The 22,662-nt window shown below is 29.8% G+C and carries 18 protein-coding genes, 6 tRNA genes, 1 pseudogene and 1 riboswitch; of the genes and pseudogenes, 21 read left to right on the forward strand and 4 right to left on the reverse strand.

What is annotated here, in order from left to right; genetic code table 11:
* Window positions 1-414 precede the first annotated feature (414 nt).
* The 6 genes from H8S10_RS14850 (at window position 415) to mreB (ending at window position 5,929) form a co-directional block, all read left to right on the forward strand.
* Window positions 415-1,050, forward strand: a complete 636-nt coding sequence (locus tag H8S10_RS14850; RefSeq protein ID WP_186839393.1) for a hypothetical protein — start codon at window positions 415-417, stop codon at window positions 1,048-1,050.
* 20 nt (window positions 1,051-1,070) lie between these two features.
* A complete protein-coding gene (gene murA, locus H8S10_RS14855) occupies window positions 1,071-2,333 on the forward strand; it encodes a UDP-N-acetylglucosamine 1-carboxyvinyltransferase (RefSeq protein WP_055265621.1) in 1,263 nt (420 codons plus the stop codon).
* 136 nt (window positions 2,334-2,469) lie between these two features.
* Complete coding sequence (gene spoIID, locus H8S10_RS14860) at window positions 2,470-3,540, forward strand: stage II sporulation protein D (RefSeq protein WP_186839394.1); 1,071 nt, start codon at window positions 2,470-2,472, stop codon at window positions 3,538-3,540.
* Window positions 3,541-3,677: 137 nt separating this feature from the next.
* Entirely contained in the window at window positions 3,678-4,460 is a 783-nt protein-coding gene (locus H8S10_RS14865) for a M23 family metallopeptidase (RefSeq protein WP_055265617.1), read from the forward strand.
* Between the two features lie 91 nt (window positions 4,461-4,551).
* Window positions 4,552-4,803 carry a sporulation transcriptional regulator SpoIIID gene (gene spoIIID, locus H8S10_RS14870; protein ID WP_055265615.1) on the forward strand — a complete coding sequence of 84 codons (252 nt, stop codon included), beginning with the start codon at window positions 4,552-4,554 and terminating at the stop codon, window positions 4,801-4,803.
* A gap of 91 nt (window positions 4,804-4,894) precedes the next feature.
* Window positions 4,895-5,929: a rod shape-determining protein MreB gene (gene mreB, locus H8S10_RS14875; RefSeq protein ID WP_186839395.1), complete on the forward strand. Its 1,035-nt coding sequence runs from the start codon at window positions 4,895-4,897 to the stop codon at window positions 5,927-5,929.
* Window positions 5,930-5,975: 46 nt separating this feature from the next.
* Here the strand turns inward: mreB and yyaC are convergent, their stop codons facing one another.
* Window positions 5,976-6,506, reverse strand: a complete 531-nt coding sequence (gene yyaC / locus H8S10_RS14880; protein WP_055265611.1) for a spore protease YyaC — start codon at window positions 6,504-6,506, stop codon at window positions 5,976-5,978.
* Window positions 6,507-6,617: 111 nt separating this feature from the next.
* On the opposite strand from yyaC, the gene H8S10_RS14885 reads away from it, so the two are divergent.
* The 8 genes from H8S10_RS14885 to metK all read left to right on the forward strand — a co-directional run bounded on the left by H8S10_RS14885 (window position 6,618) and on the right by metK (window position 9,339).
* Window positions 6,618-7,049 (forward strand): hypothetical protein, encoded by a 432-nt coding sequence (locus H8S10_RS14885; protein WP_055265609.1) that lies wholly within the window; start codon window positions 6,618-6,620, stop codon window positions 7,047-7,049.
* Window positions 7,050-7,236: 187 nt separating this feature from the next.
* Window positions 7,237-7,321: transfer RNA gene (locus tag H8S10_RS14890), tRNA-Tyr, on the forward strand.
* Window positions 7,322-7,341: 20 nt separating this feature from the next.
* Window positions 7,342-7,416 (forward strand) — tRNA-Thr (locus H8S10_RS14895).
* 6 nt (window positions 7,417-7,422) lie between these two features.
* Window positions 7,423-7,507, forward strand: a tRNA-Tyr gene (locus H8S10_RS14900).
* 27 nt (window positions 7,508-7,534) lie between these two features.
* Window positions 7,535-7,610, forward strand: a tRNA-Val gene (locus tag H8S10_RS14905).
* Between the two features lie 5 nt (window positions 7,611-7,615).
* Window positions 7,616-7,690, forward strand: a tRNA-Thr gene (locus tag H8S10_RS14910).
* Window positions 7,691-7,695: 5 nt separating this feature from the next.
* Window positions 7,696-7,780 (forward strand) — tRNA-Tyr (locus H8S10_RS14915).
* 122 nt (window positions 7,781-7,902) lie between these two features.
* A riboswitch (SAM riboswitch) is annotated at window positions 7,903-8,067 on the forward strand.
* 96 nt (window positions 8,068-8,163) lie between these two features.
* On the forward strand, window positions 8,164-9,339 hold the full coding sequence (gene metK / locus H8S10_RS14920; protein WP_186839396.1) for a methionine adenosyltransferase: 1,176 nt from the start codon (window positions 8,164-8,166) through the stop codon (window positions 9,337-9,339).
* A gap of 252 nt (window positions 9,340-9,591) precedes the next feature.
* Here metK and nagA read toward each other — a convergent pair whose 3' ends face one another.
* Window positions 9,592-10,734 (reverse strand): N-acetylglucosamine-6-phosphate deacetylase, encoded by a 1,143-nt coding sequence (nagA, locus tag H8S10_RS14925; protein WP_186839397.1) that lies wholly within the window; start codon window positions 10,732-10,734, stop codon window positions 9,592-9,594.
* Window positions 10,735-10,843: 109 nt separating this feature from the next.
* Here nagA and H8S10_RS14930 point away from each other — a divergent pair, with 109 nt between their 5' ends.
* The 6 genes from H8S10_RS14930 (at window position 10,844) to prfB (ending at window position 19,621) form a co-directional block, all read left to right on the forward strand.
* Entirely contained in the window at window positions 10,844-13,075 is a 2,232-nt protein-coding gene (locus H8S10_RS14930) for an ATP-dependent RecD-like DNA helicase (protein WP_186839398.1), read from the forward strand.
* Window positions 13,076-13,096: 21 nt separating this feature from the next.
* Window positions 13,097-14,089: a hypothetical protein gene (locus H8S10_RS14935; RefSeq protein ID WP_186839399.1), complete on the forward strand. Its 993-nt coding sequence runs from the start codon at window positions 13,097-13,099 to the stop codon at window positions 14,087-14,089.
* Complete coding sequence (locus tag H8S10_RS14940) at window positions 14,062-14,706, forward strand: ComF family protein (RefSeq protein ID WP_055265599.1); 645 nt, start codon at window positions 14,062-14,064, stop codon at window positions 14,704-14,706. Before H8S10_RS14935 ends, H8S10_RS14940 begins: the two co-directional genes overlap by 28 nt.
* 437 nt (window positions 14,707-15,143) lie before the next feature.
* On the forward strand, window positions 15,144-15,674 hold the full coding sequence (raiA, locus tag H8S10_RS14945; protein ID WP_055265597.1) for a ribosome-associated translation inhibitor RaiA: 531 nt from the start codon (window positions 15,144-15,146) through the stop codon (window positions 15,672-15,674).
* A gap of 144 nt (window positions 15,675-15,818) precedes the next feature.
* Window positions 15,819-18,332, forward strand: coding sequence for a preprotein translocase subunit SecA (secA, locus tag H8S10_RS14950; protein WP_186839400.1), 2,514 nt, complete (start codon window positions 15,819-15,821; stop codon window positions 18,330-18,332).
* Between the two features lie 187 nt (window positions 18,333-18,519).
* A protein-coding gene (gene prfB, locus H8S10_RS14955; RefSeq protein ID WP_186839401.1) for a peptide chain release factor 2 occupies window positions 18,520-19,621 on the forward strand; the annotation gives its coding sequence in 2 pieces (ribosomal slippage) (window positions 18,520-18,597 and window positions 18,599-19,621; 1,101 coding nt in all).
* Window positions 19,622-19,738: 117 nt separating this feature from the next.
* On the opposite strand, the gene H8S10_RS14960 is transcribed toward prfB, so the two are convergent.
* Window positions 19,739-21,082 (reverse strand): M28 family metallopeptidase, encoded by a 1,344-nt coding sequence (locus tag H8S10_RS14960; RefSeq protein ID WP_186839402.1) that lies wholly within the window; start codon window positions 21,080-21,082, stop codon window positions 19,739-19,741.
* A gap of 75 nt (window positions 21,083-21,157) precedes the next feature.
* A complete protein-coding gene (locus H8S10_RS14965) occupies window positions 21,158-21,490 on the reverse strand; it encodes a hypothetical protein (RefSeq protein WP_186839403.1) in 333 nt (110 codons plus the stop codon).
* Window positions 21,491-21,652: 162 nt separating this feature from the next.
* On the opposite strand from H8S10_RS14965, the pseudogene H8S10_RS14970 reads away from it, so the two are divergent.
* Window positions 21,653-22,543 (forward strand): annotated as a pseudogene (locus tag H8S10_RS14970) (Tex-like N-terminal domain-containing protein); the annotation flags it as partial.
* Between the last annotated feature and the right edge of the window lie 119 nt (window positions 22,544-22,662).

Consider the following 22,662-nt stretch of genomic DNA (forward strand, 5'->3'; position numbering starts at 1 on the left):
TTGCTGAATAACATTATTAACTCTTGGCATAAAAAACCTCCTAAATAGTAGTTATATTATATATTATAACCATATTTATAGAGGTTAATCAAATTTCAACAGTTTATTAAAACAAAGCCAAAAAAATATTTAAAAGAGAGATATTTTCAAGTAATTTAAAAAATATTTGAAAATATCTCTCTTTTTTTAACATAAAATATTAACTCAAATTTAAATTGAATTTTGACAGAAGGGAATAGGTTTAATAAAGATGTGTAATTTTAAATTACTTATTTTTTTAATAAATTGTTTGTTATTAAGGTTTTTTGTAGAAAGGGAACATTTTGGAGGTGTAATTAATATATTATTATATATCGAATAGTATAAAAACTTAATAAATGGACAATAATTTTAGAGGAAAGGCGGGATAATAATATGAAGAAGATAGGACTAATATTTATTATACTCTTTTCTCTATTAATTATTAATGGAGTAGAATATGAATGTTATGAAAGTGAAAAATACTATAGAGATATGGAAAAATTTTTAATAGAAAACTATGATTTTGTTCAGAATGGAGTTAAGTTAGAATACATTACTAATACAAGCATTATTGAAGAGAAGAATAGAATTATAGAAATTTTAACAAATGAATTAATAAGTGATATAGATATATTTAACAATAGAATAGTTTGTATAGATGAAATGCTAACTTACAATATTAATTTAATCGATGGAGAGAAAACAAAGATCGAAATAGTAATAATGAATACTTCGAGTAATTTTAATAGCTCTGATTTAAGACAAGCTGTAGAAAATTTAAAAAATAGTAAGTGTATAGATGAGAGAATTTATTACTTTTCAAAGGTTAGAATAGATGAAGAAAAAAATATATTACCATTTATATTAGATGGAATAAATGAAGATACTATAGAGGAAGCGGAAATAAGTAACGGAAAAGTATTAAAGGCAGAATTTATTGATGGAAGTAAGATTAACATGGGACAAATTAATTATGATACTGGAAAGTATATAATTATAGGAACACCAATAATTTTTGTAACATACTAACAATTAATATGGAGGGTAATATGGAAAAAATTATAGTTAAAGGCGGGAATAAACTTCAAGGAGAAGTTGATATAAGTATAGCTAAAAATTCAGTTTTGCCTATAATTGTAGCAACTATCTTAAATCCTAGAAAAATAACAATAAAAAAAGTGCCTTTACTTGAAGATGTTCTAGTGTTAGTAAATGTGTTAAGAGAGTTAGAATGTTCTGTTGAGTTTTCTGATATAACAGGAGATTTAATAATAGATACTTCAAATTTAAAGGAGATTGAGCCAAGTAATGATTTGATAAAGCGTATGAGAGCATCGTTTTTGATTGTTGGACCTATGCTTGCTAGGTTTGGCAGATGCAAAATATCATTGCCAGGAGGATGTAATATAGGAAGTAGACCAGTTGATCTTCACCTAAAGGGATTAAAAAAACTAGGTGTAGATATTGAAAATGGTCATGGTTATATTAATACAAAAACTGAAGGATTAAAAGGAAATAGAATATACTTAGACTTTCCTTCTGTTGGAGCAACAGAAAATTTAATGATGGCTGCTGTTTTGGCTGAAGGTGTTACTATAATAGAAAATGCAGCTGAAGAACCAGAAATATGGGATTTAGCGAGATTTCTTAATAGTATGGGAGCTAATGTAGAAGGGGCAGGTTATGGAAGAATAACTATAACTGGAGTTAAGGAATTAAAAGAAACAAAACCATTTACACCTATATATGATAGAATTGAAGCTGGAACATTTATTGTGGCAGCTGCAATAACTAAGAGTAAAATAACTATAAATGGAGTGAATGAAGAACATCTAATGCCTACTATAGAAAAATTAACAGAGGTAGGAATAAAATTCGAAATCAACGGAGAAAAAATGTTAGTTGATGGAACTAAAGAGAGAGTACCGGTAGATATTAAGACATTACCATATCCAGGTTTTCCAACTGACATGCAACCACAAATGATGGCATTATTATCAGTTACTAAAGGGGTAAGTATTATAACAGAAACTGTATTTGAAAATAGATTTATGCATGTTGGTGAATTAGTTAGAATGGGAGCAAATATAAAGATTGATGGTAGAATTGCCATAGTTGAAGGCGTTAAACAATTGACTGGATGTGAAGTTAAAGCTACAGATTTAAGAGCAGGAGCTGCTATGATTTTATCAGGTTTAGTTGCTAATGGAGAAACTATAATAAGTGAAATTCACCATATAGATAGAGGTTATACAAGAATTGAAGAGAAATTTAATAATCTAGGAGCTAATGTTCAGAGAATTAAAATATAAATATTAGATATTTAAAATAAAGACATGCTAATTTTGAGCATGTCTTATTTTTATTTATTTTTAATAAATAAATAGAATTATTTTACAGATTAAAACATATATATAGCTTGTGGATAAATATAGTGGGAGGTTAGTTATGAATAGGAGATATAAATTAAACTTAAATGAAGGTATTAAATTTTTATTATTTACGACTATATGTATAGTAGTATTTATGATAATTATGCCTAGTATATTAATAAAATCAGAAGGCATTAATTTAGATGAATTGTCAGAAGTGACTAAAGAAATAGAGGCAGAGATAGCTCAACCTACAACTATAGAAGTTAAAGATATAATTTTAAATGATAGTGAAATGGTAAGTGTATATATAACTTCTCAAAATAAAATTGTAGATGTTCCGTTAGAAGAGTATATATGTGGGGTAATATCAAATGAAATGCCTGCTACATTCGAATTGGAAGCATTAAAGGCACAAGCTGTAGCAGCTAGAACATATTTAGCTAGTAAAAAAATTAAAAATTGTGTGAAAGCAAATGGAGCAGATATATGTGATTCAGTACATTGTCAAGTTTATACATCCAAAGAAGTTAGACTAGAGCTTTGGCAAGAGAGTGATAGAGAAAAAAATTGGAATAAAATAGTTGAGGCAGTAGAATCGACTAAAGGACAAGTTATGAGCTATCAAAATGAGCTAGTGCTTTATCCACAGTTTTTTTCTACTAGTTCAGGAATGACAGAAAACTCTGTTGATTTATATTGGGCAGATATACCATATTTAAAATCAGTAGAGAGTACTGGAGAGGAAATAGCGCCGAAGTTTGAGAGCGAAGTATCTATGACTATTAATGAGTTTATTAATAAGTTCGAAGAGTCATATCCACAATCTTCTTTAAATGCGAGTAATATTGAAAGTAGTATAAATGTTATATCTAGAAGTGAGGCCGGTGGAGTAAAAGAGATTCAAGTAGCTGGAGAAACAATTAGAGGTCAAGATTTTAGGTTTTTATATGGTTTGAATTCTAGTAATTTTACTTATGAAATAAATGATGGCAATATAATATTTAAATGTAAAGGATATGGGCATGGAGTTGGAATGAGTCAATGGGGAGCTAATGTCATGGCTAAAGAAGGAAAGACTTATAATGAAATTATTAAACATTATTATACTGGAGTAGAAATTACAAATTTGAGATTTTCTGAATAAAATTATAATTTATTGAGACTTTTGTTGAAAAACAAAGGTCTTTTTGTTTTTTATTGAGGAAATTTGTAGTACGGAAATTGGTTATTAATTGAATTAAATTTGTATATAGGGCAAGACTACAGAAAGGAGGTGTTGATATGAATTCAAACAACAAAGATAAGGTAAAAGACTTTTTTAGAAAGGAGGGCTTTTACTTTGTTCTATTCATTTGCTTATGTATAGTCGCTGTTGTTGCAGCTTTTACAATTAAGAAAAATAACGAGTTAAAGCAAAGCAATAATCAGAATAATGAATTTACTTTAAATGTTGAGGAGTCAGTAAATGATTCTACAGAAGCCTCAAGAAACGAAATGCCAAATGCAGATAGAGTTGAAATTGGTGATAATGTGGCAGAGGAATCAGAGGAATTAGATGAAGTTGCTGATAACGAAGAAGTAGACAATTATACAGAGGTAGCAGATAACACAGAAGATGTTCCAGTTTCTACTACAGTAACAGAGGTAGTTTTCCAATTACCTTTAGAAGGTACTGTATCTAGAGAATATAAAGAGATGATTAGATTACAAGATAATGAAAATGGAACAGTAGATAGAACTAGAAGAGGTATTGATTTAAATGCTTCTGTAGGAACAGCTGTTACGGCTGCAGCAGAAGGTAAGGTTATTGAAGTATCTAAGAGCACAGAAGATGGAAACTTTATAGTTATAGAACATACAAACGGATTAAAAACTAAGTATGCAAATTTAGATGCAGAAGTTTCAGTTGCTGTTGGAGATATAGTTTCAGCAGGAGATGAAATTGGAACAGTTGGAAATAGTTCAATGATTTTTACTTCAGAAGTTTGTGGAGATGTATTAAATCTACAAGTTGAAGACTCTGAAGGTAATCAATTAAATCCATCTGATTACTTTAGTTTCTAAGAAATATTAATCAGCCATTTGGATTTCAAATGGCTGATTAACTAAAAAGAATTATATTTTAATTAAATCTATTTATAAGGAGGTTACATTTTTGAAAGACTACATTGAAGAGAGAGTACTAGAAGTTGCAAAATATATTATTGATTCAAAGGCTACTATAAGAAAAACTGCTAAAGTATTTGGAGTAAGTAAAAGTACAATTCATAAAGATATGACAGAAAGGTTGCCTAAGATTAATCCAAGCATTGCAGAGCAGACTCAAAATATACTTGAGTTAAATAAGGCAGAAAGACATATTAGAGGTGGAAAAGCTACTAAATTAAAATACAAAGCTATTGAATGATAATACCTTTACATATATAATATTTTTAAAGAATAGTTTGTCTGAAAAAGAATTATTTTGAAATATTATATATCTGGTAGGAGTGAATAAGATGTGGTTTTGGAGAAGTGGGAACGACCTTGGAATAGATTTAGGGACTGCTACAGTACTTGTTTATGTAAAAGGTAAAGGGATATTATTAAAAGAACCTTCAGTAGTAGCCATCAATAAAAATAATAATAAGGTACTAGCAGTAGGTGAAGAAGCAAGAAAAATGATCGGGAGAACTCCAGGAAATATAGTTGCAGTACGTCCGCTAAGAGATGGAGTTATTTCTGATTATGATATTACTGAAAGAATGCTAAAAGAATTTATTAAAAAGGCTTGCGGAAAAGGAAGAATAGTAGCTCCAAGAGTAATGGTTTGTGTTCCATCTCAAGCTACTGAAGTAGAAAAAAGAGCCGTAATGGATGCTACTAAAAATTCAGGGGCTAAAAAAGTTCATATAATCGAAGAACCACTAGCAGCTGCAATAGGTGCTGGATTAGATATAACCAAGCCTAATGGAGCAATGATAGTAGATATTGGTGGTGGAACTACCGATATAGCTGTAATATCATTAGGTGGAGTAGTTGTTAGAAAATCAATCAAAATTGCTGGAGACAAATTTGATGAATCAATAATAAAATATGTTAGAAATAAATATAAAATAATGATTGGTGAAAAAACTGCAGAAGATGTTAAGATAAAAATAGGATCTGCATTTAAGGATTCAAGAAAGTTAACTACTACTATGAAAGGTAGAAATTTAATAACAGGTTTACCAGATGAAGTTGAAATAAGTACTGAAGAGGTAAGAGAAGCTTTAGCAGAACCTGTATCAGTAATAGTTGAAGGAGTTAAGAGTATACTAGAAAAGACACCACCTGAATTAGCTGCCGATATAATAGAAAAAGGGATATTAATGACTGGTGGAGGATCTTTATTATATGGGCTTAATAAGCTTATAGAAGAAAATACTGGTGTTACAGTAGAAATAGCTCACAATTCTGTAGAAGCTGTTGCAGAAGGGACAGGTCAGGTTTTAAGCTACATAGATAAATTAGGTTCAGATATTTTTGGAAGTGAAATAAATTTAATAGATTAATTATATATAAATAGGTAAATAGCACTATAAGGTAATTCTTATAGTGCTATTTATTATATGAAGAATTAAGATAATATGCATGATTTAGGCCATGACAAATAACTCGTGCCATTTCAAAAACTAGGCTAAGCCTAATACCTCTAGATGTAAAAAATTCAGCGTTATCACTAGAATCTACTATTCCTATTATTGAAGCAACACCAACTTCAGGTAATGATTTACCAACACCTTTACCAGGATGGATAGGGTAATCTCTTACGTGAATTTCACCTATAGAATTAGTATCACCTAAGCAAGCATCAATTCCTATAATTGTAGCCTGAGGATGAGTTTTTTTAATTTCATCAATTTTCTTGTCTATATTTAAAGCATGAATAGGAGATTGTAATGTTCCGTATACAGGAACAGGAAAAGAAGACTCTTCTAAAAAAGTACCTACTAAAGGACCTAAACAGTCACCTATACATTTATCTGTGCCAATGCAAACTATAACTGTTTCAGATGTTATATACTTTCTTATAAATTCTGCGATTTCATAATAAGATAAGTTGGATTTATAATTAACTTTCCTTTTCAATTTATACCCACCACCTCTCAACAATAATATATATGAAAAAAAAACTAATAATATAATAAGTATAAAAAAAGAAAAAATGGAAATTATTTTTAGATAAGGTGGTGATAATAAATGAAACTGAATATAATAATGAGAACTATGTCAATTTTAGTAGCTGTAAGTATTATATTTATAATAGTTTTGTATGAACCAAACGCTAAAAAGGAAAATGAATTTGATGAGATTAGTAGTAGCGTTATAGAGGAAACTATAGAGGAAAAATCCGTATCTAGTGATCAAGAGGTTATACAAGGATATACATCAGATATTTTAACTATAAGTTTAGATAATATAATTAATGAACTAACTTTAGATGAAAGAAGTGTTGTTAAAAGTATATTGGATAAACTTTCAGTAATTGATTGTGCAAAAGTTAATTCTATTTTAAATAGTGGTAGCATAGATTCAAAAGAAGAAGCTTTATCATATATAAAAAAACGATTGATAGAAGAAGACTATAATAGGCTTGAAGGAATCTTAAATCAGTATATAGAGTTAGTTTAATTAATAGACATATTAAATAATATATAAATAAGTAATATTAAGATAAATCAAGAAAAAGAGAGAAAAATAAAAATAAACTCTTAAAATAGCTAAATTTAAAGGTTGAAATATTATTGCTATGAATATATACTAGTCATTGTCAGTTCGGCAGTGATGCACGAAATGATGAAAGTTATTAATAAGACATGGGGGAGTTCCCGAGTGGCCAAAGGGGGCAGACTGTAAATCTGTTGCGATTCGCTTCGATGGTTCGAATCCGTCCTCCCCCACCATTAATAACTTAATTAAATATGCTGGTGTGGCTCAATGGCAGAGCAGCTGACTTGTAATCAGCAGGTTGTTGGTTCGACTCCGATCACCAGCTCCATTAAATGGGGGAGTTCCCGAGTGGCCAAAGGGGGCAGACTGTAAATCTGTTGCGATTCGCTTCGATGGTTCGAATCCGTCCTCCCCCACCATTTAAATTTTAAAAATATATAAAACGTGGAAGCATAGCTCAGCTGGGAGAGCATCTGCCTTACAAGCAGAGGGTCACAGGTTCGATCCCTGTTGTTTCCACCAAATACGCTGGTGTGGCTCAATGGCAGAGCAGCTGACTTGTAATCAGCAGGTTGTTGGTTCGACTCCGATCACCAGCTCCATTTATGGGGGAGTTCCCGAGTGGCCAAAGGGGGCAGACTGTAAATCTGTTGCGATTCGCTTCGATGGTTCGAATCCGTCCTCCCCCACCATTTAAAGTATAGATAACCTATGCTTTTTTTATTTTTTATATAAAAATATTACAATTTAAATTTATTGACATTAGTTATAATAGTTGTTAATATATATTACAGTAAATAAAATTTGATATTAGTTCTTATCAAGAGAGGTAGAGGGAGAGGGCCCTGTGAAACCCGGCAACCTGCTTCATTAATTAATAATTAAGAATTAAAAATGAATAAGTTATCATTTTTAATTATAATCTATTAATTGTATAAGCGTGGTGCCAATTCCTGCAATTAATTTTGCAAGATAAGAAAGACATGGTTGAATAGTAGGTCTCTTCTTTATCTTAAGAAGAGACTTTTTTTATCTTTAGAATTAATATCATCTTAATTAAGAGAGGAGATATATAATGAAAAGATTATTTACTTCAGAATCAGTAACAGAAGGACATCCAGATAAAATATGTGATCAAATATCAGATGGGATATTAGATAGTATACTAGCTAAAGATCCTATGGCAAGAGTAGCTTGTGAAACAGCTGTAACTACTGGAATAGTTATGGTAATGGGAGAAATATCAACATCATGTTATGTGGATATTCCAAAGGTAGTTAGAGAAACAATAAAAGAAATTGGTTATGATAGAGCTAAGTATGGATTCGACTGTGATACATGTGCAGTATTAACATCTATTGATGAACAATCATCAGATATAGCGATGGGTGTTGATGAAGCATTAGAATCAAAAACTGGTAATAAAGATGATGTTGAGGCTGTTGGTGCAGGAGACCAAGGAATGATGTTTGGTTTTGCAACAAATGAAACACCAGAATTTATGCCATTACCGATAGCTATGGCACATAGATTATCTAGAAGACTTAGTGAAGTTAGAAAAAATGGTACATTACCTTATTTAAGACCAGATGGAAAAACTCAAGTAACAGTGGAATATGATGATAATAAGGTTGTAAGAATAGATACAATAGTAATATCAACTCAACATGGACCAGAAGTTAGTCAAGAGCAAATAAGAGAAGATTTAATGGAACATGTAATTAAAGCGGTTGTTCCTGCAGAACTTTTAGATGATAATACTAAGTATTATATAAATCCAACTGGAAGATTTGTTGTTGGTGGACCACAAGGTGATAGTGGATTAACAGGAAGAAAGATAATAGTTGATACTTATGGTGGATATGGTAGACATGGAGGCGGAGCTTTCTCAGGAAAAGATCCAACAAAGGTTGATAGATCAGCAGCATATGCAGCAAGATGGGTAGCTAAAAACTTAGTAGCAGCAGGAATTGCAGATAAGTTAGAAATTCAATTAGCTTATGCTATTGGAGTTGCTAAACCTGTATCAATTGAAATTGAGACTTTTGGAACAGGAAAGATTTCAGAAGAAGAAATAGTAAAAGTTGTAGAAAATACTTTTGATTTAAGACCAGGAGCTATAATAAGAGATTTAGGATTAAGAAGCCCTATATACAAACAAACTGCAGCATATGGACACTTTGGTAGAAATGATTTAGATCTTCCATGGGAAAGATTAAATAAAGTTGAAGAAATAAAAAAATACTTATAATAAAAAAGGAACTCACAGAAATTGATGTGAGTTCCTTTTTAAATAAAGTGCGAAGCACTTTGGTGAAAAGTTCGACTTCGTCAAAAGGGAAAATGTCACTGACGTGACAGTGAAAATATTGCCTATGGCAATAATGAAAATTATCTATATTAATAAATTTCACTTTAACTTCAGTTAAATTTTCACTGCTACGATAGTAGCATTTTCACCTCGACGAAGTCGACTTTTCACCTGTGAGCTTTGCGAACAATACTATTTAAGTGTGCTATATACCACGTTCCCGTTAACAATAGTCATTTTTACATTTATATCTTCATCAAAAAGAACTAAGTCAGCATCATAGCCTTCTTTTATTAATCCTTTTCTGTCTTCTACTTTACAATGCTTAGCACCATTATATGAAGCCATTTTAACAACCTCATTAAGTGGGTAGCTAGAATTATTATAAACATTTTTAATTGCTTTATCTAAAGTAAGAACTGAACCAGCAAGTGAACCACTTAATAATCTAGCAGCTCCATCTTTAACTTCTACATCTTGACCACCTAAAGAATACATACCATCTTGCATTCCACATGCCATCATTGCATCAGTAACTAGAAGAACTTTGTCAGTTCCTTTTTGTTTATATGCAGTTCTTAATGATGGATAAGATATGTGAATACCATCAGATATAGTTTCAGTAGTTATTTCTGAATCAAATATTGCACCTACAACACCAGGTTCTCTATGTGTAAATGGAGTCATAGCGTTGAAAAGGTGTGTTGAGTGACAGAAGCCGCATTTTATACCATTCATAGCTTCATCATAAGTAGCCTTAGTATGTCCTATTGAACAAACTATACCTTTATCAGTTAAATAACTAGCTAATTCTTTAGCTCCATCTACTTCAGGAGCCATTGTTATTGAAACTACTGCATCTTCATCTTCGCCAACCATTTCATTAAAATTTTCTATAGTTGGTTCTATTAAAAAGTTTGGATTTTGAGCTCCAATTGCTTTAGGACTTATAAATGGACCTTCTAAGTGAGCTCCTAAAACATTAGCACCATCTGTTCCTTTGATTTTTGCTTCTTTAATTGCAGATATAGCTTTTCTTATGTCTTTCTTAGCGACAGTCATAGTAGTTGGAGTAAAAGAAGTAGTACCATGTTTAGCAATAGTTTTTGCTATTGTGTTTATAACATCGTACGTTCCATCCATAGTATCAACACCACCAGCACCATGTATATGAACATCTATAAAACCAGGACTTAAATATAATCCTTTACCATCTATAACGTTATCACAATTTTCAAAGCTAGGATTTATTTCTTTGATTTTACCATCTTCGATTAAAACAGAACCTTCTTCTATTTTGTCTAGGTAAATTAATTTACAATTTTTAATTAGCATAAAATATACCTCCTAGATAACCCAAATTTAAAGCGGTATGAGTTAAATTTATATAATATGATATAATTATATAATATAGAAGATAAGATTTAAAGGTGTGAAAATTAAAATGGAAGTACTAGAAGGATTAGTTGAAGGGATTATATTTAAAAGTGAAGATACGGGATATATAGTTAGTAAAGTTACAGCTAACAAGGAGTTAATTACAGTTGTTGGAATAATGCCATTGCTTAAAGAGGGACAGCAAATAAATTTTAAAGGGTCCTGGATTAATCATAAGCAATTTGGGCGACAATTTAATGTAGAGGAGTATCATGAATTATTACCTTCATCAGCGAAAGAGATTGAAAAATATTTATCTACTGGAATAATTCATGGTATAGGGCCGGTAACTGCAAAAAAAATAGTAAATAAATTTGGAGATAAGACTTTAGAAATTCTAGATAATAATATTGAAAGACTTAAAGAAGTTGATGGTATAGGTGAAAAAAAGTTTAACATAATATATGATTCTTATTTAGAGAGTAAAGATTTAAAAGATATAATAATGTTTTTTCAGAAACATGGAATGACTATAAATCAATGTTTGAAGATATATAAAAAGTTTGGTCCAGATTCAATAGATATAGTTTCTAAAAATCCATATGTACTAAATGATGAAATATCAGGAATAGGTTTCTTAACTGCAGATAGAATTGCTAGAAGTTTAGGAATTGAAATAGTATCGCCATTTAGAATACAGAGTGGGATTAGATATGTTCTTAATAATTTCTCTGGATTAGGAAATACATATATGCCACAGAATATGCTGATAGATGAATGTAAGAAGGTTCTTATGGTTGATGAAGAGCTTGTGGTAGAAAATATATATAATAGCGTCTTAGAAGGAAAATTAAAGGTAGAAAAAATTAATGGAATAGATGCAGTATATACTTTGCCATATTATTACTGTGAGCTAGGAGTAACTAATAAGATAATTACTTTAAGTATAGAAAACTTCCAAACAATTAATACTGATGTTTTATTTGAAATAGAATCTTTCGAAAAAAGATATAATATAAAATTTGCACCTGCTCAAAAAGAAGCTATTATTGGTGCATTTAACAATGGAATAGAGATAATAACAGGTGGTCCAGGTACAGGTAAAACGACAATTATAAAATGTATAATTGAGATATATGAAAATAGTGGTATGAAAGTGCTTTTAGCAGCACCAACAGGTAGAGCAGCTAAAAGAATGAGTGAGTCTACAGGGAGAGAGGCTAAAACTATACATAGACTTTTAGAGATGGGCGTAAGTGATGATGAAAACTCATTCTTTGGGAAAGGAGAAAGTGAGCCTTTAGAAGGTGATGTAATTATTATAGATGAGGCATCTATGATAGATATTATGCTTATGAATAGTCTTTTAAAGGCTATTAGATTAGGAACTAGGGTAATAATAGTTGGAGATGTTGATCAGTTACCTTCTGTAGGGCCTGGAAATGTTCTGAGAGATTTAATAAATAGTAACTTTATAAATGTTGTAAGATTAAATGAAATCTTTAGACAGGGTAAAGAAAGTATGATTATAGTTAATGCTCATAAAATTAATAATGGTGAGTTACCATATCTAAATAAAAAAGATGGTGATTTTTTCTTTGACTCAAGGGAAAATATAGATGATATTTTAAAGACTATAATTGATTTGATAAATAGAAGATTACCTAATTTTAATTCAAAATGGAATAAGGTAAAAGATATACAAATTTTATCACCAACGAGAAAAGGGGTATTAGGAGTAGAAAATTTAAATAATGAGCTTCAAAAAATACTTAACCCTCCATCAAATCACAAAAAAGAAAAGAATGTTAGGGAAATGGTTTTTAGAGAAGGAGATAAAGTTATGCAAATAAAAAATAACTACTCTCTTAAATGGACTAGGATTAATGGCATTGGTGATGAAGAAGGAGTTGGAGTATTTAATGGTGATATGGGCTTTATTGAGTCTATAAATGAGGATAAGAGTACTTTAACAGTAATATTTGATGATGAACGAAGAGTTGTATATGAATTTGCTTTTTTAGATGAATTGGAACTTGCATATGCAATAACTGTACATAAAAGCCAGGGAAGTGAATTTAAAGTTGTAATAACTCCAGTCTTTATGGGGTCGGCATTTTTAATGAATAGGAATATACTATATACTGGGATAACAAGAGCTAAAGAGTTAGTAGTTGTTGTCGGAAGTCAGAAAGCTCTTAAATATATGGTTACTAATACTAATAATGTAGAGAGATATTCTTCGTTAAAGGAAAGAATTATAGATATTACAGCAGATGAGAAGATAGTTAGGGATTAGAATTTAGAGAGGTTATGAAAGATGAATTATAAAGAGCTTAACAGTGCATTCAAAAAAATAAATAACTGGTATGAAAAGAAGAGTAAGGTACTTGCTGTTAAAACTAGACCTTTTAATACGTCTATTGTTTTTTCGAATTTAATAAATAAAGTTTTATATGACAATGGTAAGATACTGTATGTATGGTGTTGTAATGATAAAGAACAAGTGAAAAAGAGAAAAAGAGAATATTATAATATTTTAATAGGTGAACAAGAGAAGAACCACATAGGGGATAACATACAGTTTATAACTATTGATTCGTTATCTGAAGTATATGATGAATTTGATCTTGTTGTATTCGATGATATAACAGTTTTTTCAACAGTATCAAAGGATGAGCTTAGAGATGCTGTAGAAGAAATATATTGGAGATCTGGAAAGATAATTATTTATTCTTCTGAGTATGTTTTTCCTATAGGAAACAAAATGGAATTGGCTTATTTATTAGATAATGTTCCTATTGTAGAGCCAAGATTTATTCTAACTAGAATAAAGTTAGAAAATGATATACCATTAGCGCTATATGAATATTTTAAATGGTTCAAGAAAAATAAAAAGAGAGCTTTGATTATTGTTCCATCAGAATATATGTTAAATAAGATTTATAATAATTATTATAATACCTTAAAAAATGATGATATAAGAGTGGTTAAATACGTAAAAGAACAAAGTTTTGGATTTGTTGAAGATATATTGGATGGATATAATGATTCCGTTTTTATAGTTACTAACAGTATAGGGAATTATATAAATCATATAAATGACTTAAATATAGTAATGTTGTTTTCAGATGATGAATTATATACTTATAAGGATATAATTTATTTATGTGGATCTCTCAAGGTAAGTAATGAATTTTTGCCAGAAATACTGCTAGTGTCTAAAGAAATATCAGAAGATATGGATAAATCTAAAAATATAACAAGAGAATTTAATCAAAGGTTATGGGAAAGAAAAGTATTAAAGAAATAAGAGCAGTAATTTCAGCAATACTTGATTTGATTTATCCACCATTAAACAAATGTATAGTGTGTAGTAGTGAAGGTTTCATAGGGATATGTCCACTTTGTGAAAGTAAAATAAAGAGAGTAGAAAAACAAGACCATATATTATCTTATGGATATTATGGAGGAATTTTAAAAGAGTTAATACTAGCGTTTAAATATGAGAAAAATTTTACAGCAGCAAAGATTATTTCAGAATTATTGTTAGATTTAATATATGAAAGAAAAATAGAATGTGATGTGATTTGCTATGTGCCAATGAGTAAAAACTCTATTAAAAAGAGAGGTTTTAATCAATGTGAAGTAATCGCCAAACATTTAAGCGAAGAATTAAATATTCCAGTAAGTAAATCTCTTATTAAAATTAAAGATACTAAAGAACAAAAAAGTTTATCAAAAGAAGAAAGATATAAAAATATTAAAGATGCATTTGAAATAAGAGATAAAAAGATTTTAAATAAGAGAATTCTACTTATTGATGATGTAGTTACTACAGGGGCAACGTTGTTAGAATGTGAAAAAATATTTAAAAAATATAATGTAGAAGAAATTACTGTATTGACAATTGCAAAAAGCCATATATAATAGTAATGTAAAGTTAGGTCTGTGGATGAAAGTCGATGCCAGTCGCAGGCGAAACGATCCACGTAAGTTAAACAAAGTTTTAATGAGCATGGTGCGGTATAGAAGTAAGTCCTACCAGCAGCAATGCTGAGAGTGTTAGTAGTGAGAGGTTAATTCCGGGTAGCAAAAGCTCCAGTAGGCGAGTGTGGGGTCAAAATCCAGGTCAGCTAACTTTTACAAAAAAGCCACTAATTTTTTGGAAATTAGTGGCTTTTTTGCGTAAATCTATAATAATAAAAGAAAAGTTAAGTAAAGTTTAAAGAGAAAGAGAATATTCAGAAAATTCAAACTCAACGAATCTTGCTTCATAAAAATCTAAGGAGTAGAATATATATATATAAAAGAATTTGAAATCTTAAAAGACACACAACAACAACGAATAGAGAGGGGTTGACCTTATGAGAGTAACAGTAATAGGTAAAAATATTAACGTGACACCAGCACTAAAGGAAATGATTGAGAAAAAGATTTCAAAACTAGATAGGTATTTTACTCCTGGAGTAGAAGCTAGAGCTACATTAAGTGTACAAAAGAATAGACAAATATTTGAAGTGACAATACCATTTAATGGGGTTGTACTAAGATGTGAAGAAGCAACAGATGATATGTATAAATCAATAGATTTAGTTGAAAACAAATTAGAAAGACAAATAAGAAAACAAAGAACTAAGTTATCAAGAAGAAACAACAATTCTTTAAAATTTGTTAACATAGAAGAAGTGGCATTAGAAGATGAAGGAACAACTGGAGAAATAGTAAAGACTAAAAAATTTAATATAAAACCAATGTCTGCAGAAGAAGCTATTTTACAAATGGAATTAGTACAACATGATTTCTTTGTATTTAAAGATGCAGATACAAATAATATTAATGTAATATATAAGAGAAAAGATGGAAACTATGGTGTATTAGAACCTGATTATGCGTAAATTATAAAGGAGCTCCTGATTTATGGAGCTCCTTTTAGATTTTGTGTAAACTTTATTTTTGTTGAATTATTAACATAATAAATGGTATAATTTATAAAAGGTACTTTAAGATAGAATAATGGTTTAAATTGAAAGGAAATACTTATGGGATTTTTAGAAAAACTATTTGGAACATATAGTGAAAGAGAAGTAAAAAAACTTCAAAGTATAGCTGATAAAATAGAAGCTTTAGAGCCATCTATGCAAGCTTTAACTGATGAAGAATTACAAAATAAAACAGTTGAATTTAAAGAAAGAATAGCTAAAGGAGAGTCTTTAGATAGTATATTACCAGAAGCTTTTGCTGTTTGTAGAGAAGCTTCTTGGAGAGTATTAGGAATGAAGCATTTCAGAGTTCAATTACTTGGTGGGATGGTACTTCATCAAGGAAGAATAGCTGAAATGAAAACAGGGGAAGGAAAAACACTTGTAGCTACATTGCCAGCGTATCTTAATGGATTAACAGGAAAAGGTGTTCACGTTGTAACAGTTAATGACTATCTTGCAAAAACTCAAATGGAAGAGATGGGACATTTATATAATTTCTTAGGTTTAACAACTGGAGTTATAGTACACGGAATAACTAATGAAGAAAGAAGAGCTGCATATAACTGTGATATCACATACGGTACAAATAATGAATATGGATTTGATTATTTAAGAGATAATATGGTTATATATAAAGAAGAAATGGTTCAAAGAGAACTAAACTTTGCAATAGTGGATGAGGTTGACTCTATATTAATAGATGAAGCTAGAACTCCTCTTATAATTTCAGGGATGGGTGATAAATCAACTCAATTTTATAGTGTAGCTGATTATTTTGTTAAGATATTAATAAAGGATGTAGATTTTACTGTTGATGAAAAGGCAAATGCAGTTTTATTAACTGATGAAGGTATAGTTAAAGCAGAAAAATATTTTAGAATACCTAACTATGCTGATGCAGAGCATTTAAGTTTACAACACTATGTAACTCAAGCGCTTAAAGCTAACTATACGATGAAAATAGATAAAGACTATATGGTGAAAGATGATCAAATAGTTATAATAGATGAGTTTACAGGAAGACTTATGGAAGGTAGAAGATACTCAGATGGTCTTCACCAAGCTATAGAAGCTAAGGAAGGTGTTAAGATTCAAAGAGAATCTAAAACTTTAGCAACAATAACATTCCAAAATTACTTCAGAATGTATGATAAATTATCAGGTATGACAGGTACAGCTTTAACTGAGGAAAATGAATTTAGAGAAATCTATAACTTAGACGTTATTGTTATACCAACAAATAAGCCAGTTGCAAGAATAGATAGTTCAGATGTTGTTTACAAAAATGAAGCTGGTAAGTATAAGGCTATAATAAATGAAATAGTTGCTTCACACGAAAAGGGTCAACCAGTTTTAGTTGGTACTGCTAGTGTTGATAAATCTGAATATATTTCATCTTTATTAAAGAAGAGAGGAATAAAACATCAAGTACTTAATGCTAAATACCATGCTCAAGAAGCTGAAATAATATCTCATGCTGGTGAATATGGAGCTGTTACAATAGCTACTAATATGGCTGGTAGAGGTACAGATATTAAGCTTGGCGAAGGTGTTAGAGAAGCTGGTGGATTAAAGGTAATTGGTACTGAAAGACACGAATCAAGAAGAATAGATAACCAATTAAGAGGTAGATCTGGACGTCAAGGTGACCCAGGAGCATCATTATTCTTCATATCATTAGAAGATGATTTAATGAGAATCTTCGGATCAGAAAAGATTCAAGGTGTTATAGATAAGCTAGGACTTGAAGAAGATGAAGCAATAGAAAGTAAAATGGTTACTAAAGCTATAGAAAATGCTCAAAAGAAGGTTGAAGGTAACAACTTTGATATAAGAAAGAACTTACTTGGATATGATGACGTAATGAATCTTCAAAGAGAAGTTATTTATAGACAAAGAAGAGAAGTTTTAGAAGGTAAAAACTTAAAAGATCAAATAGAATCTATGATAGAAGAAGTAGTTACGGATGCTGTAAATTCTCACTTAATGGGTGAAGTTGAAAACTTAGAAGAGGAATTAGGAAAGTTACTACAATACTTAGGAGATATATGTTTACCTAATGGAGTTGTAACTGTAGAAGAATTAGCAAATCTTTCTAATGATGAAATAAAAGATAAATTATTATCAGTAATATTAGAAGCATACAGAGGTAAAGAGTTAGAATTTGGTGAAGAACAAATGAGAGAAATTGAAAGAGTAGTTCTTTTAAGAGTTGTTGACCAAAAATGGATGGCTCATATAGATAACATGGATCACTTAAAACAAGGAATGGGATTGAGAGCATATAAACAACAAGACCCAATTCAAGCATACCAAATGGAAGGTAGCGCAATGTTTGAAGAAATGATCGAAGGCATTAAGAATGAAACAGTTAAGTATTTATTCCACGTAAGAGTTGAAAGACCAGTGGAAAGAGAAAAGGTTGCAGAAGAAACTTCAGCTAGTCATGGAGCTGATGATAAAAGCTTAAAGAAAGAACCTGCAAGAAATGATAACAAAGTTGGAAGAAATGATGTTTGTCCTTGTGGAAGTGGAAAAAAATATAAAAACTGCTGCGGTAGAGGATTATAAAAAGGTGCCCTAATGGGCACTTTTTTAATTAATAATTTAAAATTTATAAAAAACTCATATAGAGTTTCAGTGTTAAAAATATATTATTATTTGAAATAGATAACTAAGATGATAAAATATAATAAATGAAATTAATAATAATTAATTGTTATATATTAATTATTAATTAACTAAAGGGGTTGATATAGTGTTAATTAAATTAGAGCAAGAACTTGCTAAACTTAATAGTTTAAAGGTTACATTAGATGAAATGAGGGCTTCTCTTTGACAAGGATAGTCTAGAAAAGAGATTTCAAGAACTTGAGCTTCAAATGCAAGAAAAAGGTTTTTGGGACGATATAAAAAGGGCTGAAGAAGTTACAAAGGAAAGCAAGAGTATCAAGGATAAAATAGATAGATTTGAAAGTTTAGTTAATAGAATAGATGATGTTGAAGTATTAGCAGAAATTGCAGAAGATGATGAAGAAACTGTAAATGAAATTATCTATGAAATTAGAGATATAGAAAAGCTGATTGAAGAATATAGAATAGAGTTACTTTTATCTGGAGAATATGATAAAAATGATGCTATATTGAATCTTCATGCCGGTGTTGGCGGATCTGATGCTAATGATTGGACTGATATGTTACTTAGAATGTACACTAGATGGTGTGAAAAGAAAGGATATAAAGTTCAAGTAGTAGATTTATTAGAAGGTGATGAAGCGGGAATAAAGAGTGTTACTTTAAAAGTTAAAGGTGAATTTGCTTATGGATATTTAAAGGCTGAAAAAGGAATTCATAGATTAGTAAGAATATCACCTTTTAATGCTAATGGTAAAAGACAAACATCCTTTGCATCAGTAGAAGTATTGCCTGAGCTTACTAAAGATCAAGATATTGATATTAGACCAGAAGATTTAAAGATAGACACTTATAGAGCAAGTGGAGCAGGTGGGCAACACGTAAATAAAACTGAATCAGCTATAAGAATAACACATATACCTACTGGAATAGTTGTACAATGTCAGAATGAGAGAAGTCAATTTGCTAATAAGGATACAGCTATGGCTATGCTTAAATCAAAGCTTATTGAACTTAAGGATAGAGCTCATAAGGAAAAGATTGAGGACCTAACTGGAGAACTTAAAGATATGGGATGGGGAAGCCAAATAAGGTCATATGTATTCCATCCATATAATATGGTTAAAGATCATAGAACGAATGAGGAAACATCAAACTTAAGTGCTGTTATGGATGGTGGAATAGATCAATTTATAACTGCTTACTTAAAGCAAAACAATAAGTAAAATCTTTGAATATTAGATAAATTAAGAAAAGTAATATTTTTAAGACAGAAAAATATGCCTTCGTCAGATATAACATTTATGACGAAGGCATTTATTTATATTTGCATAGTGGACAATTTACTGCTTTTTCTTAAGAAGAGGATATCCAATTAAAATACTTAAAATTATTGATAAAATAAGAATTAACAACTTATTGTAAAGAAATAAAGTAAACTTACTATAACAACTATCCATTATTTTTTGATTAACTATTTCATAAACAGAATCTATAGCATCCAAATTTATATAGGTTAAACTATCATATGGAGTATGAATTTTACTTAAATCACTATGGCAAAAGCTAACAGCATCTATACCTAATTTATTGAAGCTAGCATGGTCACTGGAGTCTTGATATAGTACCTCATAAGAAGTATTATTTTTTTTACATATTTCCTCTAATGAGTTTAGCAATTCTGAATCTTTATCTTTGAAATCAACACCTTGCATAAATGTTATTGGAAAGCCAGTAATTCCAACCATATCAAAATTCATAACTTCTGAATTCTTTATATTAAATATATTTTCTTCAGCAAATTGCTTTGAGCCTAATAATCCAAATTCCTCTGCATTAAGTGCAACAAAAATTATATCGCGATTAGGCTTTGCAAATGTGGAAAGGCTTCTTTGTAGTTCAAGGATAAAGCTTGTCCCGGAGGCATTATCTAATGCGCCACCATAGATATTACCTAAGCCATCTTGTCCAAGATGGTCAAAGTGTGCTGTAATAACTAAAGGAGCAGCTTCTTTATCAGTTCCTTCAATAACACCAACAACATTAGATATTGTTTTTGTTTCACTTTCAAAAGGAATATGAATAGAAATTTCTTTTCCTTCATTTAAGCTAGTAATTATCTTGTTTTTTGTATTTTCTGTTATCATAATAACTGCATCGTAAGGAAAATCACTCATAAATGAGCTTCTAAAATAAAGTTCTTCTTCTTTAGGAACAAAAAATAAAAGTTTATTTTCGGAAGTAATTACTTCAATTGAAAGAAAGAATGAAGAAATTTTATCTTTATTAGAAAAGGTAAAAGTATTTCCTCTAAAGTTAATCATATCTTCTTTAAAGTCAATTCCATATTGAAGTTCTTCTTCTACCTCACCGTTAGATAGTATTTTAAGATAAGGTGTTGTGTTTGTATAAACTGGGCAGATAGTATCGAAATCTTTCTTATAACTATCATCACCATATGGTTTTAAATTGCTTTCTCTAAATTTATTTTCTATAAAATCTGCCACCATCGCATTTTCAGTAGAACCAGCTAAACGTCCATTATAAGTTTCAGAAGAAAGGAGACTTATAGTTTCTTTTACGTTGCTAGAATCAAAATCTGAATATGAATAGTTAAGCAAAATTAGGAAAAATAATAAAATAAATGTTATGGATAAGCTTAAAAGATATATAAGTTTTTTTCGCATAAAAATACCTCGAAATTATAATATATATCTAATACTATTATCTTAATGTTTGTAATATGATTAAAATAAATAAAATTATGTTTTTGAATAAGTTAAAACTATTACTCCGTTAATTAATGAGAAGATTAAACATATATAAATAAAAGTATTAAGTTGACCTTTAACGATAGAGAAAATACCACCAACTATAGTACAAAGTAAAGTCATTACGTTTAGAAATTTAATAAAACCGTTAGTACCTGATAGAATTTCCTTCATCGACGTTAATAAAATTAATATCAATGTTAAGAATATAAATATATTCTTAAGATTTGTAGAGAAATCAATAACGTAAAACTCATTTAATACGAGAAATGTTATAAATAGTATTAGCAGAATATACATAAATTTATTAATAAATTGAGGCATAATATCACCACCTAATTGTAAATATTTTACAATTATTATACAAGTTAATTTACTTAATATCAAGAGAGTAATGTAAACAAAGAAAAATATTAAAAAATAATTGGGAAATATTATATAATGGTATTGTAAGAAAAAATAATTGACATAAGTTTAGGAGGAGCTATGGTAAATATAGAGGAAAGATTAGTAAAGGAATTGGGAATACAACTAAAGCATGTTCAAAATGTTATTAGTTTATTAGATGAAGGTAATACAGTTCCTTTCATAGCTAGATATAGAAAAGAGCAAACAGGAGCAATGACCGATGAGGTTTTAAGAAAGTTTTTTGAAAGATTGACTTACCTTAGAAATTTAAAAGAAAGAAAAGAGGCAGTTTTAAAATCTATAGATGAGCAAGGAAAACTAACTGATGAAATAGTTAAAGCTTTAGAAGTAAGTGAAACTTTAACTGAGGTTGAAGATATATATAGACCATTTAAGCAAAAGAAAAGAACTAGAGCTACAATTGCATTAGAAAAAGGACTAAAGCCATTAGCTGAATTAATACTTGAAGGTAACTTTAAAGGGAATATAGAAGATCAAGCATCAAAGTATATAGATGAAGAAAAGAAAGTTTTATCTTCAGAAGATGCTATAAATGGAGCTCTTGATATAATTGCTGAAATTATATCTGATGAAGCAAGTTATAGAAAGTGGATAAGAGAACTTACTATAAGAGAAGGAAAAATTGAAACAAAAGGTAGTAGCGAAGAATCTACTCCGTATGAGATGTACTATGAATACAGTGAAGATGTGTCTAAGATTCCTCCACATAGAATATTAGCTATAAATAGAGGAGAAAAAGAAAAAATCCTTTCAGTAAAAATAAATGTAAATGAAGAAAAGATATTATCATATCTAGAAAATAAAATTTTAAAGAAAAATGATGTAACTGATAAATACTTATCTTTAGCAATTAAAGATTCATATAAGAGATTAATATTTCCTTCAATAGAAAGAGAAGTAAGAAGTGAACTTACAGATAAAGGTGAAGAAGGTGCAATATTAATATTTGGCTCTGTTAGACAATAATGTTGATATGTGCATATAAGTCTTAAATAGTGTTATAATATAGATAATAACACTATCGGAGGTAAGATTTATGGCAACTCTTTCAAATATAAAGTCAGATA

This window comes from Clostridium sp. NSJ-49 (assembly GCF_014287725.1).
Taxonomy (GTDB): Bacteria; Bacillota; Clostridia; order Clostridiales; family Clostridiaceae; genus Clostridium; species Clostridium disporicum_B.

Bases quoted from the DNA above. Each gene is read 5' to 3' on its own strand.
- H8S10_RS14965 (WP_186839403.1), bottom strand. From the start codon at position 21,490: ATGCCTCAATTTATTAATAAATTTATGTATATTCTGCTAATACTATTT.
- H8S10_RS14935 (WP_186839399.1), top strand. From the start codon at position 13,097: ATGAATTATAAAGAGCTTAACAGTGCATTCAAAAAAATAAATAACTGG.
- secA (WP_186839400.1), top strand. From the start codon at position 15,819: ATGGGATTTTTAGAAAAACTATTTGGAACATATAGTGAAAGAGAAGTA.
- H8S10_RS14865 (WP_055265617.1), top strand. From the start codon at position 3,678: ATGAATTCAAACAACAAAGATAAGGTAAAAGACTTTTTTAGAAAGGAG.
- metK (WP_186839396.1), top strand. From the start codon at position 8,164: ATGAAAAGATTATTTACTTCAGAATCAGTAACAGAAGGACATCCAGAT.
- nagA (WP_186839397.1), bottom strand. From the start codon at position 10,734: ATGCTAATTAAAAATTGTAAATTAATTTACCTAGACAAAATAGAAGAA.
- H8S10_RS14960 (WP_186839402.1), bottom strand. From the start codon at position 21,082: ATGCGAAAAAAACTTATATATCTTTTAAGCTTATCCATAACATTTATT.
- mreB (WP_186839395.1), top strand. From the start codon at position 4,895: ATGTGGTTTTGGAGAAGTGGGAACGACCTTGGAATAGATTTAGGGACT.
- H8S10_RS14940 (WP_055265599.1), top strand. From the start codon at position 14,062: ATGGGAAAGAAAAGTATTAAAGAAATAAGAGCAGTAATTTCAGCAATA.
- raiA (WP_055265597.1), top strand. From the start codon at position 15,144: ATGAGAGTAACAGTAATAGGTAAAAATATTAACGTGACACCAGCACTA.
- H8S10_RS14930 (WP_186839398.1), top strand. From the start codon at position 10,844: ATGGAAGTACTAGAAGGATTAGTTGAAGGGATTATATTTAAAAGTGAA.
- spoIID (WP_186839394.1), top strand. From the start codon at position 2,470: ATGAATAGGAGATATAAATTAAACTTAAATGAAGGTATTAAATTTTTA.
- murA (WP_055265621.1), top strand. From the start codon at position 1,071: ATGGAAAAAATTATAGTTAAAGGCGGGAATAAACTTCAAGGAGAAGTT.
- H8S10_RS14885 (WP_055265609.1), top strand. From the start codon at position 6,618: ATGAAACTGAATATAATAATGAGAACTATGTCAATTTTAGTAGCTGTA.
- H8S10_RS14850 (WP_186839393.1), top strand. From the start codon at position 415: ATGAAGAAGATAGGACTAATATTTATTATACTCTTTTCTCTATTAATT.